Here is a 15,619-nt window from a genome sequence, read left to right on the forward strand (position 1 = left end):
ATTTTACAACACAGGCTGGCATCACTCTATCCATGTCACGAGTTGGGAAATGTATCGACAATGCACCAATTGAAAGTTTCTTTGGGCATTTCAAGACAGAGTCTTATCATCTCAAGAAATACAAGACCTATGAGGAGCTAGTCGCAGATGTGGAAAGCTATATCCAGTTTTACAATACACAACGTTATCAAACTAAATTAAACAACCTGACCCCTTGGGAATTCAGGAATCAGGTTGCTTAATATCTTTTATTATTTGACTGTCTACTTGACAGGGAGCAGTTCAGCTGTTCAGTTTCTAGGAGTTTTTTATAACCTTTGTAAAGAAAAAGAGTGAGAGCGAGGAAAAGTCTAACTCTTTTCAATGGGAGGAGTTCCTTTCTATTTCCTTGTTTTATCTGATTGGTACTTGTCTTTTTTGAGATAGGGTGTAAAAATGATTTGAAAAAATCTGAAATTTCTTTCTAAACATGGTATACTAGAGAAGTTATAAGTCCCGAAAAGGCGATTGCCCAGAAGATTGAGCAATCGGTGCTTTGTAACTTTTAACTTGGCAACAATGACGGTAGCACAGCTACACGTCATTGTACGGCAGCCGCCATCTGCGGTCTGCCTAGCCAACTTACTAGAACGGGAAAGGTCTTGATATCGAATCCCTTTCCCGCTCGTCGTAACTGAACTAAGAAAAACGGCTCCTTCGTCGCACTTTTTTCTACGGCTGCCGCTATTTGCGGTCAGCCTAAGCGACTTACTAGGTTTCCCCAAGCGAAAATATCGTTCGCTTGTGTAAACCGTCGTAACAGCTATGGAAACGACTTTTTCTATAATATCCGCTATCTGGGGTCAGCCTAGCCAACTTACTAGCTTTCTCTAAGTAAAACGAAGTAGTGCTGTAAGGTATAGGTTACTGCAAAGCAACAATATTATATGACAGTGAAGTCAACGGGTACGGACTTTCTTTTATCTGAGAAAGCGAGCTAAGAAAAGGTCAGTCTTGTGGTAGGAGATTGGTGCTAGTCCTTGCAGGTTAGTCTGCTGAAGCTGGATGGCTGGGAGCTGGGTAGTTGTTTTTCTAGTATCATTTTTTATTTAAAGGGGGACATGAAGATGTCAGAACGTAAACTTTTCACGTCTGAATCGGTATCAGAGGGGCATCCGGATAAGATTGCGGATCAGATCTCTGATGCGATTTTAGATGCGATTTTAGAGCAGGACAGCGAGGCCCATGTGGCAGCAGAAACCGTTGTTTACACAGGCTCTGTCCATGTATTTGGAGAAATCTCAACGACAGCCTATGTCGATATTAACCGCGTAGTCCGTGATACGATTGCAGAAATCGGCTACACCAATACAGAGTATGGATTTTCAGCAGAAACGGTAGGCGTTCATCCGTCCTTGGTGGAACAATCGCCCGACATTGCTCAAGGGGTCAATGAGGCTTTTGAAGTTCGTGGAAACGCAGACCAAGACCCACTCGATCAAATTGGTGCTGGTGACCAAGGCTTAATGTTTGGTTTTGCTGTGGATGAAACACCTGAATTGATGCCGCTACCAATCTCGCTTAGCCATCAATTGGTCAAGAAATTGGCAGATTTGAGAAAGTCTGGTGCGATTTCCTATCTTCGTCCAGATGCCAAAAGTCAGGTCACGGTCGAGTATGATGAAAAAGATCAGCCCTTGCGTGTCGATACAGTGGTTATCTCAACCCAGCATGATCCTGAAGTGAGCCAAGAAACGATTCGCAAAGACATGATTGAACAAGTCATTCAAGCGGTTATTCCAGCCCACTATCTGGATGAGCAGACCAAGTATTTCATCAATCCGACTGGTCGATTTGTTATCGGGGGACCGCAAGGAGATTCTGGTTTGACTGGGCGTAAAATCATTGTCGATACCTATGGTGGCTATTCACGTCATGGTGGCGGTGCCTTTTCTGGAAAAGATGCGACCAAGGTCGATCGATCAGCCTCTTATGCAGCCCGCTATATCGCTAAAAATATCGTTGCAGCAGGTCTAGCCAAGAAAGCAGAAGTTCAATTGGCATACGCAATTGGAGTGGCACATCCTGTGTCGGTGCGGATTGACACCTTTGGAACGAGTACGGTAGCAGAGAATCGTCTTGAAGCAGCCGTTCGGGAGCTATTTGACCTCCGCCCAGCAGGTATTATCCAAATGCTGGATTTGAAACGACCAATTTACCGCCAAACAGCAGCCTATGGTCACATGGGACGGACCGATATTGACCTGCCGTGGGAGCGTGTGGACAAGGTAGAAGCACTTAAACATATCCTTGAAGATTAAGTTCGGGAGTGGGGAGTCGCGATTTCAGAGAGAGCGATTGTCCCACTCTTTATTGAGTGTTAGCTGACGATAGAAGATATATCTCAAGAGATAGTGACTCATCCCTACCTCTTTTCTTTTATCCCAAATATGATATACTGAAATAAAGAAAACGAAGTTTTCGTTAAAAGTCGCAGGTAGTTGTCTAGTTGATAACTAGACAAGTGATAGATAAGAAAAGTGTAACTTTTCTCAATAGTACAACTCAAGATACAAAGCCCGTAAAAAACTCAAAGCGAAAATAGGAAATCTGACGAAGAGTCATTAGACTCTAGGAAGATTTATCTTTTTCGCACAGAGTTTAGGGCGTGTTCAATTACCCAAGATACGAGAGCGTTTGACACGAGTTTCACTCGTTTTATCTCCAACCTTCCACAGTCTATTCCTAGACTGTGGAAGCAACTCCTAGACAAAATAGGAAATACGACGAAGAAGCTGTGGCTTCTAGGAGTATTTATCTTTTTGTCAGTGAGTTGTAGCTCAAGTTCAATTATACAAGATACAAGGGCGTTAGACGAGCAAAGCAAAAATAGGAGTTTTGACGAGTGAAAAGCTCCAGTGGAGGTTTTCAGCCTATTTCCTAAAGAACCATCATCAGCTAAAACTGAAACAGTTATCGCTCTTCTTTGCACAGCTCGTAGCCCGAGTTCAATTATACAAGACGAGTTAACGAAGTAATAAAAATATAAACTAAATGACTATATTGAGTATAGATTTGGATTTCCAAGCAAGGAGGAAAATCATGCGGGATAATCACTTACACACGTATTTTTCTTATGATGCGGATGCACGATTTGAAGATTATTTGACGATATATGAGGGAGAAATTGTGACCACAGAACACTTTGATCTCTCCAATCCCTATCTAGGTGGACCTCGGGATGATGTACCAGATTATCAGGCTTATACAGAGCAAATTGAAAGCTTGGAGCGGGAGTATGGAAACCGGATCAAAAAAGGGATTGAAATCGGCTATTACGCCCCTCGAGAAGAAGATACTCTAGCTTATTTAGAGGGGAAAGATTTTGATTTGAAACTCTTATCCGTCCACCATAATGGTCGGTTTGATTACTTGGAAGACGAGGTTCTGTCTCTGGATCCAAAAGAGCATATCCTGACTTATTTGCAGGAATTGGAACGAGCTGTTGAGCGGGTTCCTGCGGATGTATTAGCCCACTTTGACTATGGTTTTAGAAGATTATCTTTGACCGTGGACGACCTGCGGGAGTTTGAACCAAATCTCCGATCTCTCTTCAAAAAGATGATGGACTACCACTTGGCTTTCGAGTTAAATAGTAAATCTATGTACTTGTATGACAATGAGGCGCTCTACCTCTATGCCCTTTCTATCTTGCAGGAAATGGGGTGCAGGCGCTATTCAATCGGTTCAGACGGGCACTATCAAAAGCATTTTCGACTGCACTTTGACCGTATCGAGAAAATCTTGAGTGACTACGGCATTCAAAAAGAGTGGTTGCTATGAAGAACCTACCATAGCTTAGAGAAGTAGGTAATGCTCAAACGGACAAGGGTGAAAAAATAACCAGCTTTTTCAAAGAGTAGGAGAAAAATTCAACTTATTTTCACTGGAGCGGAGTTTTTCCGCTCTCATTGGTGGATTCAGTGCCAAAATAGAGTGGAGTAATATTCAACGAAAATCAAAAGTAGACGAGGAAACGTAGTCGAAGATAGAAGTCTGTTCCTTCTTGTTTTAAAGGAATAGGCTGAAAACCCACTAGAACTTTTAGCTCATGTTCAATTCATCAATACTCTTGACAAAGTATTCTTTTGATTTTCAAAAAGCATAAGTAATGAAAGTAGGGGGGAGGCAAGTTGCCTATCTCCCTTTTCTGATTGCCCACACGAGGAAAACGAAAACTAGCTATTTACATTAAGTTATGGTACAATGAACTGTATGCCATTTTGGCGAATTTGAGAAAGAGATTTGTATAGTATGAGAAAAATTGTGATCAATGGTGGTCATCCCTTGAAAGGGAGAGTGACCGTCAGTGGAGCCAAAAATTCAGTTGTGGCTCTGATTCCAGCAATTATTTTAGCAGATGGAATTGTAACTCTGGATGGTGTGCCTGATATTTCTGACGTTGATAGTCTGATCAACATTATGGAGACCATGGGGGCTACTGTCAAGCGCAGCGGAGATTCTCTGGAAATTGATCCGCGAGGTGTCAAAGACATGCCTATGCCATTTGGTAAAATCAACAGCCTGCGAGCATCTTACTATTTTTATGGGTCTTTGCTCGGTCGTTTTGGGCAGGCTATTGTCGGCTTGCCAGGTGGCTGTGATTTAGGTCCTCGACCTATTGACCTGCATTTGAAAGCCTTTGAAGCTATGGGGGCAAGCATGACCTATGAAGGTCCCAATATGCACTTGTCTACTAATGGCAAACGGATCCACGGAGCCCATATTTTTATGGATACGGTGAGTGTGGGTGCGACGATCAATACCATGCTTGCAGCAGTTAAGGCTGAAGGCCGTACGGTGATTGAAAATGCCGCTCGTGAACCAGAGATTATTGATGTAGCAACACTCTTGAACAATATGGGAGCCCATGTCCGTGGTGCAGGTACGGAAGTGATCACCATTGAGGGGGTTGAAAAGCTACATGGTACGCGTCACCAAGTAATTCCCGACCGAATTGAAGCCGGCACCTACATTGCCCTTGCGGCGGCTGTCGGTGAAGGGATTCAGATTGACAATGTCCTCTACGAACACTTGGAAGGTTTTATCGCAAAATTAGAAGCTATGGGCGTCCGTATGACGGTGTCAGAAGATAGTATTTTTGTCGAAAAACAAGGGAAGTTGAAAGCAGTTAGTGTCAAAACCTCACCCTATCCAGGTTTTGCGACAGATCTGCAGCAGCCGCTTACTCCCTTGCTACTAAAGGCTGAAGGTACAGGGACGATTACAGATACCATTTATGAAAAGCGGATTGGTCATGTTCAAGAATTGATCAATATGGGAGCGGATATTCGTGTTCTGGGTAGTCGCATCAGCTACCAAGGCCCCAACAAGCTCAATGGTAGCCGTGTGAGGGCGACAGACTTGCGTGCAGGAGCTGCTATGGTGATTGCAGGACTAATGGCAGAAGGTCGAACTGAAATTACAAATATTGAATTTATTCTCCGAGGCTATTCGAATATTATTGAAAAACTAAAAGACTTAGGAGCAGATATTGAGCTTATTGATCCAGCTAAATAGGTTCCTGACAGGTAAGTGAGTGTGGAAAATCGAAGACATGGTGGACGATTAGCCTGCTCGCTTTTTGCTAAAGTAAAGATAGAAGATGAAAATGTGGAAACGATTGGCACAATATGCGAGCTTTGAGACAGACCGTCTCCTGCTCCGTCCTTTTTCCTATGATGATTGCAGGGACTTGCATCTGATTCTTTCCAATCCTCATAATACGAGCTACATCATGCCCAGTGTGGTGACGATTGAAGAGACGACCGACTTGTTGGTTCAAGATTTTATGCGGTCTCCGCTAGGAATTTGGGCGATAGAGGATAAGGCAAGGGGGCAGATGATTGGCTGTGTTCGTTTTGAGAATATAGACGAACGAAAAAGAGAGACAGAAATCGGCTATTTTTTACACCGATCTTTCTGGGGACAAGGTTTGATGACAGAAGTCTTGCAAACCGTGGTGTTTCTCGGATTTTCTCGGATTGGTTTTCAGAGCTTACGCCTGTTGACGCATTTGGAAAATAGGGCCAGTCAGCGCGTGGCAGAAAAAGCAGGATTTCAAAAGCTTCGCCAGTACAAAGGCAGTGACCGGTACAGTCGTAAAATGCGTGAATATATAGAGTTTCAGCTACTTGCGACGCAGGATATAGTTATTTAGTTTATCTTTTATTACTTTGATAACTTGTCTTGTATAATTGAACTCGGGCTACAACTCACTGACAAAGCGTAGTCAAAATGTTGAGTAAGCCCATAACAACAAGGTTGGAGATAGAACGAGTGAAACTCGTGTCAAACGCCCTCGTATCTTAAGTTGCACTATTGAGAAAAGTCACTATTTTTCATGTCTACCATTTGTCTAGCTATCAACTAGGCAACTACCTGCGATTTTGAAGAAACTTCGTTTTCTTCATTTCCCACCTCAAACAGTCTCTACCCAGATTGTTTGAGCTTAAACGAAACAACTATAACTAACTAGAAGAGGATGAGATGATTACGATTAAATCACAGAGAGAAATTGAGGCTATGAACCGGGCAGGAGACATTCTTGCCGGGATTCATGTTGGACTTCGTGACCTGATTAAACCAGGTCTTGATATGTGGGAAGTGGAAGAATATGTCCGCAGGCGCTGTAAGGAAGAAAATGTTCTTCCCTTGCAGATTGGTGTTGATGGTCATCTCATGGACTATCCCTATGCGACCTGTTGTGGTTTGAATGATGAAGTAGCCCATGCCTTTCCACGTCATTACATTTTAAAAGAAGGGGATTTGCTCAAGGTCGACATGGTCTTGAGTGAGCCAATTGATAAGACCATTCTTGATGTTTCCAAATTAGACTTTAACAATGTGCCTCTCATGAAAAAATATACAGAGTCATACGCAGGTGGTGTCGCAGATTCTTGCTGGGCTTATGCCGTTGGCGAGGTCAGTCAGGAAGTCAAGGATCTCATGGAGGTAACCAAGGAGTGTCTCTATCGGGGAATTGAGCAGGCAGTTGTCGGCAATCGTATCGGAGATATTGGCGCTGCCATTCAAGAGTACGCAGAAGGCAAGGGATACGGTGTGGTTCGAGACTTGGTCGGTCACGGTGTGGGACCAACCATGCACGAGGAACCGATGGTACCTCACTACGGCAGAGCAGGTCGTGGACTGCGACTGCGTGAGGGGATGGTCTTGACCATTGAGCCTATGATCAATACAGGCACTTGGGAGATTGATACTGATGAAAAGACAGGTTGGGCCCATAAAACCTTAGATGGTGGCCTATCTTGCCAGTATGAACACCAATTTGTGATTACAAAGGATGGTCCTGTGATTTTGACAAGTCAAGGAGAAGAAGGGACCTACTAATTGGATGAAAAAAGGAGGGACAATGAACAAAAAGAAGCTCTGGAGTAACTGCCAGTCATTTATCGCTTCCTTTTTATCATTTTACCAGTCAGCAGAGCTTGATTTGACGGGGGTTGCAGTAGCCTACTATCTGATTATCTCGGTTTTTCCGGTCTTATTGACCCTCGCCAATCTTTTGCCTTACTTACAGATTGATGTCCACCAAATTTTAGAGGTGCTGGCGGAAGTTTTCCCTGAAAAACTTTATCCGACAGCAGCAGATATGGTCGTCAGTATCCTGACCCAACCATCATCATCTTGGTTGGGCATTGCCATTGTTACCACACTTTGGACCCTTTCTAAAAGCATGGCGGCACTTCAAAAGGCGGTCAACAAGGCTTATGGTGTCGATCAGCACCGAGATTTTATCATCAGTCGTATCGTGGGCATGTTTCTGGGGATTGGACTGCAAGGAATTATCATTTCGAGCGTGATGATGCTCGCTTTTGGTAAGACCCTGCTCCAATTAGTATCCACAAAATTTCATTTTGATCCCCTGTTTAATACCCTGCTCAATCAGACCCAGCTAGTTGCCTATATCGCCCTCTTTCTAGCTCTGGTGATGCTCTATTTTTTCCTTCCCAATGTTCGCATTAAAAAAATCCGCTATGTTTTGCCGGGCTCCCTTTTTGTTCTAGCTATTATGGCAACAGTAGGGCAAGTCTTTGGAATCTATGTTGATTCCTATGCAAATCGCTTTTTGGATTTCCGTCTCGTCACTTCCTTGGTCATCTTAGTTCTGATGCTTTGGTTTATCTTTGTTGCTAATATCCTGATTATCGGAGCCGTCCTAAATGCTACGGTGCAGAGCCTGCAGGTGGAGGAATTTGCGCCTAGACCCGGTGATGTGATGGCGATTATACAGCGTATCAAAGAACGATTGACAAGAAACAACAAAAAGAAGAACTCCTAGTTTAGGGGTTCTCAGATTGAAGACAAAGCTCCTAGAATTCAGATTCTAAGAGCTTTTTTCAAATTTTAGGAGTATACTAAAAGAAAACGCTTGTGAGGTAAGGTAATGTTTCACAAAGAAAAGCCTGACTATAATCGCCATCAATTTGGCTTCTATACACTTGACCAACTTGTACCAGAAGACCATTTTCTCCGTCAAGTTGATAAGATGATCCATTTTGAGTTTATCTATGATGTGGTTGAGGAGACTTATTCGCCTGATAATGGTCGTCCAAGTTTAGACCCTGTCATGCTCATTAAAATTCCCCTTATCCAATGTTTCTATGGCATTCGCTCCATGCGTCAAACGATTAAAGACATTGAAGTGAACACTGCCTATCGCTGGTTCCTTGGGCTGACTTTGGACGATAAGGTTCCTCATTTCACAACCTACGGGAAAAATTATAGTCGTCGTTTTCAAGATAAAGCGGTTATTTCTAAGACTTTTAGTCAGGTGTTACATCAAGCTCTAGTAGCTGGTTTAATTGATCCCAGTGATATTTTCATAGACGGTACTCACATTAAAGCGGCTGCTAATAATCACAAGTACCGTAAGGAAATGGTCAACCAGCAGGCTAAGTTCATGAGTGACCAACTCGAGCTTGAGATTGATTTAGACAGGAGGAAACACGCAAAAAAGTCGCTAAAGCCCGCCAAAAGAAAAGAGCCTAAGGAAAAGAAAGTCTCAACGACTGACCCAGAAAGTGGCTGGTTTCATAAAGGCGAGCATAAGGAAGTGTTTGCTTACTCTGCTCAAGTTGCCTGTGACAAGCATGGTTGGGCATTGGCTTATAGTGTTGCACCTGGTCATGTTCATGACAGTCAGGCTTTTTCTGCTCTTTTTGCCAAGCTAGAACCTTTTGCCCCACAATTTCTCATCGCTGATTCAGGCTATAAAACACCAAGCATTGCTAAGTTTCTCCTAGATAAAAACATTACGCCAGTTTTTCCTTATACTAGACCCAAGGGGAAGAAAGGGAAACTCCGTCCGAAAGACTTTATTTATGATGAGTATTATGACTGTTACCTTTGCCCTGAAAATCAGACCTTGACTTATCGTACCACGACTCGAGAGGGCTATCAAGAATACAAGAGTGCCCCAAAGATTTGTGCCACTTGTCCCCTGTTATCCGTATGCACCACAAGCAAGAACCATCAAAAGGTGATGACCCGTCATGTTTGGAAAGATTACCTAGATAGTTGTGAAGATATCCGCCATCAAAGAGGGATGAAGGAGCTCTATCAGAAGCGAAAAGAGACGATTGAGCGACTTTTTGGGACAGCTAAAGAATATCACAATTTACGTTATACAAGAGAGATTGGCAAGTCCAAAATGGAAGATAAAATTGGACTGACTTTGGCGTGTTTAAATCTCAAAAAACTGATAAAATGGAGGACAGGTAAGCTTTTTTATTTTGGAGAATTCAGAGAAATTGCCTACATAGTGACCAGTTCAAGACACATTTGCCTGATGAAACTTAAAAAGACAAACTTCAAAAGGGAGTTTGTCTTCAATCTGAGAACTCCTAGTTTAGGGGTTCTTATTCTTCGTATTTTGAAAGACGAATAGCTTACTAAAAATATAGTTCAGTACAATGACAAGCACTTGTGAAATGAGGGTTGCAATAGCGTTAATGCTAGCAGGATTCTGATTGACGAACTGTCCAATGACTTGAGGGAAGGCATCGACCAGAAGATAGGCCAGTACCAAATCTAGTGCTAGGGTTGTGATCCGTGCGGAGATGAATTTGAGCAGGCGTTTTTGCCAGTCAGTCCATTCTTGCTTAAAGACAATTTGGTCATTGGTGATAAAGGCAAATAGGATGGCTAGGCAGTTAGAGATAAAGACAACCGTCAGAGTATGAGGAATGACAAAGAAAAGACCGGTTCTCGTGATAATATAGACGAGGGTCGCGGCGACTCCAAAAAACAAATAGGCTAGAATTTCATGTTCAAAAAATGCTTTTATATAGTTTTTCATATCCTTAGTCTATCATATTCTCCCATATTATGCTATACTGGAGACGTTGTAAAAATGAGAAGTTTGATAACTGACGGATACCCTAGGGCGGTAGGTTTTTCACGGCTTCACATCTTGATGAAATTGAACACGCCCTAAACTCTGTGCGAAAAAGAAAAATCTTTCTAGCTTCAAAGGTATAGTATACCTTTGGAGGCAGGAAATAGAAGTTTGCGAAGCAAACTCTCGTCTAAAAGCTCTGCGTCAGATTTCCTAGTTTTCCGTAGCCGTTGCGGACTATGTCCGCTTACGGATATGGATACTCTTGAGTGCGCTTTGAGTTCTTAACGGGCTTTGTATCTTGTTTAATCGAACGTGGGCTAAAAGCTCGGAAAATAGATAATCTTTCCTAGCTCTAAAGGTATAGGATACCTTTAGAGGCGGGAAATAGCATTTTGCGAAGCAAACTCTCGTCTGGATGCTTCATTGTCGTATTTCCTATTTTTCATTCGTTTTTTCACGGCTTCACATCTTGATGAAATTGAATGCGGTCTAAAAGCTCGGAAAATAGATAATCTTTCCTAGCTCTAAAGGTATGGGATACCTTTAGAGGCGGGAAATAGCATTTTGCGAAGCAAACTCTCGTCTAAAAGCTCTGCGTCAGATTTCCTATTTTCGCTTTGAGTTCTTAACGGGCTTTGTATCTTGTTTAATCGAACGCGGGCTAAAAGCTCGGAAAATAGATAATCTTTCCTAGAAGCTATGCTTCTGCGTCAAGATTCCTAATTTTCATTCGCTTTTTTAACGCCCTTATATCTTATACAACCCTTGGCGCTTCCTTCCTTTAGCCAAGCATATTATACGCGGTTTAGCCGCCAAAGGAGACTTACATGAATCAAACAAAATGGACAGTCCGTGACATGGCACATATTGCCTTGGTTGCGGCACTTTATGTGGTGCTAACAGTGACACCACCCCTCAACGCGATCGCTTACGGAGCCTACCAGTTCCGTTTGTCAGAAATGCTGAATTTTCTAGCCTTTTATAATCGTAAATATCTAGTAGCTGTTACGATTGGCTGTATGATTTCTAACTTTATTGGATTTGGCGTTATCGATGTATTTGTCGGTGGGAGCTCAACCCTCGTATTCGTAGCTCTGGGTGTCTATTTCTTTAGAAAATATCAGAAAGAGTATCTATTGAATGGTATTTTAAACAAGGCCTTCTTATACTTTTCGATCTTTTTTTCCATAAGCATGTTTACTATTGCTGTTGAATTATATGTACTGTACCGAAGTCCATTCTTAGTGACTTGGCTTACTACTGCCTTGGGAGAATTTGCCTCCCTCCTTGTCGGCTCTCTGGTCATTGACCGTTTAGCCCAGAGGATTGATTTTACGAAATAAAACAGATATTGGAAGGATATCGGGAGAGAGGTTCAATCGTGATTTTGAAGAAAACGATGACCTCCCTCCTTTATTTTTGCTTCCTGTTTCCCGCTTTTTTCTTTCCAATATCCATGATATAATAAGGGCTATGGAAGAAAAATATTTGAAAATCGCCCAGGAATTGGGTGTTCGTTTACAGCAGATTGAAACGGTCTTAACCCTGACAGCGGAAGGGAATACCATCCCCTTTATTGCCCGCTACCGTAAGGAAATGACGGGAAATTTAGATGAGGTTGTCATCAAGTCTATTATCGACTTGGACAAGTCCTTAACGGCTCTTGCAGAGCGCAAGGCGACCGTCTTAGCCAAGATTGAGGAGCAGGGAAAATTAACCGATTCACTGCGCAAGGCGATTGAAGAAGCTGAAAAATTAGCAGATGTGGAAGAACTCTATCTGCCCTATAAGGAGAAGCGTCGAACCAAGGCGACTGTTGCACGAGAAGCAGGTCTCTTTCCCTTGGCACGTCTCATTTTGCAAAATGTTGCAGATTTAGAGGAGCAGGCGACCTCTTTCATCTGTGAAGCTTTTGATACGGCTGGCGCCTGTTTGGCAGGTGCGGTGGATATTTTGGTTGAGGCGATTTCAGAAGATGTGAAATTACGATCTTGGACCTACCATGAAATCTTGCAATATTCCACTCTCCAGTCACAATTAAAAGATCCAGAAGCTGATGAAAAGCAAGTCTTTCAGATGTACTATGACTTTTCTGAAAAAGTGGCTAGCATGCACGGCTACCGGACACTGGCTCTCAATCGAGGGGAGAAATTAGGGATCTTAAAAGTCTCCTTTGACCATCATCTCGAGAAAATTCTCCGCTTTTTTGAAGTGCGTTTCCCTCAGAAAAATACCTATATTACGGAAGCTATCAGCCAAGCGGTCAAGAAGAAAATTGTACCGGCTATGGAACGTCGCATTCGGACTGAACTGACTGAAAAAGCCGAAGAAGGAGCGATTACCCTCTTTTCAGATAACCTCCGCAATCTCCTTTTAGTGCCACCATTAAAAGGAAAAATGGTCTTGGGATTTGACCCTGCCTTTCGGACAGGAGCCAAGTTAGCGGTCGTGGATCAGACTGGAAAACTGTTGACAACTCAGGTCATTCATCCTGTCAAACCAGCCTCTCAAGCCCAGATTGCTCAAGCTAAGGAAGAACTTGCCGCCTTGATTGGTCAATATGGTATTGAAATTATCGCGATTGGAAATGGGACAGCTAGCCGGGAATCAGAGAGCTTTGTGGCAGAAATACTGCAAGCATTCCCAGATGTTCGCTATGTGATTGTCAATGAAAGTGGAGCGTCCGTTTACTCGGCTTCCGAATTGGCACGGCATGAATTTCCAGATTTGACGGTTGAGAAACGCTCGGCGATCTCCATCGCCCGTAGGCTGCAAGATCCACTCGCAGAATTGGTCAAAATTGATCCCAAATCAATCGGTGTCGGTCAGTACCAGCATGATGTCAACCAGAAAAAATTATCCGAAAGCCTTGATTTTGTGGTCGATACAGTGGTCAATCAGGTCGGAGTCAACATCAATACCGCAAGTCCTGCCCTCCTTGCCCACGTAGCTGGTCTCAATAAGACGATTTCAGAAAATATTGTGAAATACCGAGAGGAGCATGGAGCTTTGACCTCGCGCGCAGAGCTCAAAAAAGTCCCACGCCTGGGGGACAAGGCCTTTGAGCAGGCAGCTGGTTTCTTACGGATTCCCGAGGCGAGCAATTTCTTGGATAATACAGGCGTTCACCCAGAGTCTTACCCAGCCGTCCAAAAACTATTTGACTTGCTCGGAATTCAGCACTTAGATGAGGCAGCGCAGGAAAAATTAAAGGCTGTTCAATTGACGGAAATGGCTACGGAACTTGGTCTTGGGAAGGAGACCTTGAAAGATATCCTAGCCGACTTGCTCAAGCCGGGTCGGGATTTACGGGATGACTTTGCGGCGCCTGTTCTTCGCCAAGATGTACTTGACTTCAAAGATCTGGAAATTGGTCAGAAATTAGAGGGGGTTGTTCGCAATGTGGTCGACTTCGGTGCCTTTGTTGATATTGGGATCCATGAAGATGGTTTGATTCATATCTCGAATATGAGTAAGCATTTTATCAAACATCCCAGCCAAGTCGTGTCAGTAGGCGATCTAGTAACAGTTTGGGTCTACAAGCTAGATACAGTTCGTGAAAAAGTCAATCTTAGTTTGGTAGCACCGCATGAATCTCACTGACTATGTTCGGCAGATTTCGCGTGAGGATTTTGGAAAAGAATTTCGCCACCAAGCCTACTGGAATCACCGATTGACAACGACAGGTGGTCGTTTCTTCCCCAAAGACGGGCACTTGGACTTTAATCCGCGTTACTATGAGGCAGATCTAGTCTTGTTTCGGAAAATTGTGCGCCACGAACTCTGCCATTATCACCTTTATTTTGAGAAAAAAGGTTACCGCCATAAGGACAGGGACTTTAAGGAATTGCTAAAGGCGGTGGATGGGGTACGCTATGCACCACCGCTTCCAGCCTTCGATACTGTTGACTATCTCTATCGCTGTCAGCAGTGTGCTCAAGTCTACCCTCGAAAACGGCGTGTCAATACAGCCAAATACCGCTGTGGCAAGTGTCGGGGCTTACTGGTATCCATTGATAAAAGAAATCAGTCCTTGGGCTGATTTCTTTTGCCTTGTCTATGGTATAATAGAAGAGAATCGAGGTGAGAAAATGGCACGAGAACCACAAAAACGATTGATGGAATTATATGAAAAAGGTGTTCTGACAAAAGAAGAAGCGCGTGCCTGTTTTTTAGAGTTTGATGAAGAACCAGATTTTCTGGTTGAGGAGGAAAAACCACGCTTGAGTTTTACACTTCCGAGCTTGAAAATTTTTTCTTCGTCCAAGTTGAAGCAAGACTATACCTTTTCAGATATTGAATCCCTTTTCATCAGTGTATCAGAGGGAAAAATTGCATTCATGAAAAGCAAGTCGGATCAAGTTCAGATCCATCTTGTCTATCCTCAACAGACCAGTCAAGCCTTTTTGCCTCAGATTTATGTTGAAAATCAAGGGTTGCACTTTGCTTCCAATCTTCCCTGTCACATGACAGTCTTTCTGCCAAACCAGTGGATGTCGATTTTAAATTTAGAGTTGGGAAGAGCAGATGCGAGACTAGACTATCTTCCATTTGAAGATGTTTCTATTCATAGCGCAACGGATAAAAAACAACAGGATATCCGTATCGTAGCCATGAACCAGATGTCTCAGCACCTCTTCCTACAACTCGTCGAAGCACCGATCTATTTGCAAGTGCCCAAACATCAGGGGGTACGGGGGAAGCTGGAGAGTTCAGTCGGTCAGCTTGTCATCAACAGGAAAAAGAAAACCAGTCCCTATTTTTGTGAAAAAAAAGGAGAACATCTTCTCCACCTTTATATCAAGACAGTGACCAGCCCGATTATCGTGAAAGGAGTACAACATGCCATTCGGATTTTATAAACAGCGAAATAAGAAGCTCATCTCTGGTGTGTTAGCAGGTCTAGCCGATCGCTTTCGTTGGGATTTGAGCATTACACGGGTTATTTTTGTGATCCTCTGCCTGTTCGGACGTCTAGGTCTACTTGCAGTTGCAGCTTATATCCTAGCTGCCATCCTTCTCCCCTTTAAGGAAGATGTCTATGCAGAACGCTACGGAACAGGACCTCGTAAGGTAAAAGAGGCAGAGAAAATCCATAGAGATAGATGGTAACCTAGTAGGAAGTAGGAGACTAGATTTCAAGGAAATCGAGTTTCCCTACTTCCTTTTTTGTATTCTCCTCCTATCTTGTGGTATAATAGTTGTAAAGAAATGAGG

14 protein-coding genes and 1 riboswitch are annotated in these 15,619 nt (G+C 43.2%); of the genes, 13 read left to right on the forward strand and 1 reads right to left on the reverse strand.

What is annotated here, in order from left to right; all coding sequences use genetic code 11:
• From BU200_RS01265 to BU200_RS01300, 8 genes are all read left to right on the forward strand, one after another.
• The coding region (locus tag BU200_RS01265; RefSeq protein WP_142237004.1) for an IS3 family transposase at positions 1 to 242 on the forward strand (242 nt) is incomplete at its 5' end.
• 864 nt (positions 243 to 1,106) lie between these two features.
• Complete coding sequence (metK, locus tag BU200_RS01270) at positions 1,107 to 2,300, forward strand: methionine adenosyltransferase (protein ID WP_075098428.1); 1,194 nt, start codon at positions 1,107 to 1,109, stop codon at positions 2,298 to 2,300.
• A gap of 781 nt (positions 2,301 to 3,081) precedes the next feature.
• Positions 3,082 to 3,822 (forward strand): PHP domain-containing protein, encoded by a 741-nt coding sequence (locus BU200_RS01275; protein WP_075098429.1) that lies wholly within the window; start codon positions 3,082 to 3,084, stop codon positions 3,820 to 3,822.
• A gap of 471 nt (positions 3,823 to 4,293) precedes the next feature.
• Positions 4,294 to 5,559, forward strand: coding sequence for a UDP-N-acetylglucosamine 1-carboxyvinyltransferase (murA, locus tag BU200_RS01280; RefSeq protein ID WP_075098430.1), 1,266 nt, complete (start codon positions 4,294 to 4,296; stop codon positions 5,557 to 5,559).
• An 85-nt stretch (positions 5,560 to 5,644) separates the two neighbouring features.
• Entirely contained in the window at positions 5,645 to 6,199 is a 555-nt protein-coding gene (locus BU200_RS01285; RefSeq protein WP_075098431.1) for a GNAT family N-acetyltransferase, read from the forward strand.
• A 329-nt stretch (positions 6,200 to 6,528) separates the two neighbouring features.
• On the forward strand, positions 6,529 to 7,389 hold the full coding sequence (locus tag BU200_RS01290) for a methionyl aminopeptidase (protein WP_075098432.1): 861 nt from the start codon (positions 6,529 to 6,531) through the stop codon (positions 7,387 to 7,389).
• Between the two features lie 22 nt (positions 7,390 to 7,411).
• Complete coding sequence (locus tag BU200_RS01295) at positions 7,412 to 8,341, forward strand: YihY/virulence factor BrkB family protein (protein WP_075098433.1); 930 nt, start codon at positions 7,412 to 7,414, stop codon at positions 8,339 to 8,341.
• A gap of 105 nt (positions 8,342 to 8,446) precedes the next feature.
• Positions 8,447 to 9,949, forward strand: a complete 1,503-nt coding sequence (locus tag BU200_RS01300; RefSeq protein ID WP_075098434.1) for an IS1182 family transposase — start codon at positions 8,447 to 8,449, stop codon at positions 9,947 to 9,949.
• Here the strand turns inward: BU200_RS01300 and BU200_RS01305 are convergent.
• The gene (locus BU200_RS01305) at positions 9,911 to 10,360 is read right to left on the reverse strand and encodes a GtrA family protein (RefSeq protein ID WP_075098435.1); all 450 of its coding nucleotides are present in this window, start codon (positions 10,358 to 10,360) and stop codon (positions 9,911 to 9,913) included. The genes BU200_RS01300 and BU200_RS01305 overlap by 39 nt on opposite strands.
• Positions 10,361 to 11,131: 771 nt before the next feature.
• Positions 11,132 to 11,232, forward strand: a riboswitch (PreQ1 riboswitch).
• On the opposite strand from BU200_RS01305, the gene BU200_RS01310 reads away from it, so the two are divergent.
• The 5 genes from BU200_RS01310 (at position 11,230) to BU200_RS01330 (ending at position 15,514) form a co-directional block, all read left to right on the forward strand.
• Positions 11,230 to 11,745 (forward strand): QueT transporter family protein, encoded by a 516-nt coding sequence (locus tag BU200_RS01310; RefSeq protein WP_075098436.1) that lies wholly within the window; start codon positions 11,230 to 11,232, stop codon positions 11,743 to 11,745. Its footprint overlaps the riboswitch before it by 3 nt.
• A 130-nt stretch (positions 11,746 to 11,875) precedes the next feature.
• Complete coding sequence (locus BU200_RS01315) at positions 11,876 to 14,005, forward strand: Tex family protein (protein WP_075098437.1); 2,130 nt, start codon at positions 11,876 to 11,878, stop codon at positions 14,003 to 14,005.
• On the forward strand, positions 13,992 to 14,444 hold the full coding sequence (locus tag BU200_RS01320) for a SprT family protein (RefSeq protein ID WP_075098438.1): 453 nt from the start codon (positions 13,992 to 13,994) through the stop codon (positions 14,442 to 14,444). Before BU200_RS01315 ends, BU200_RS01320 begins: the two co-directional genes overlap by 14 nt.
• Before the next feature lie 49 nt (positions 14,445 to 14,493).
• Positions 14,494 to 15,264 carry a hypothetical protein gene (locus BU200_RS01325; protein WP_075098439.1) on the forward strand — a complete coding sequence of 257 codons (771 nt, stop codon included), beginning with the start codon at positions 14,494 to 14,496 and terminating at the stop codon, positions 15,262 to 15,264.
• On the forward strand, positions 15,245 to 15,514 hold the full coding sequence (locus BU200_RS01330; protein ID WP_075098440.1) for a PspC domain-containing protein: 270 nt from the start codon (positions 15,245 to 15,247) through the stop codon (positions 15,512 to 15,514). The genes BU200_RS01325 and BU200_RS01330 overlap by 20 nt, the downstream gene beginning before the upstream one ends.
• Positions 15,515 to 15,619 lie beyond the last annotated feature (105 nt).

The sequence above is a fragment of the Streptococcus acidominimus genome (assembly GCF_001921825.1).
Lineage (GTDB): Bacteria > Bacillota > Bacilli > Lactobacillales > Streptococcaceae > Streptococcus > Streptococcus acidominimus.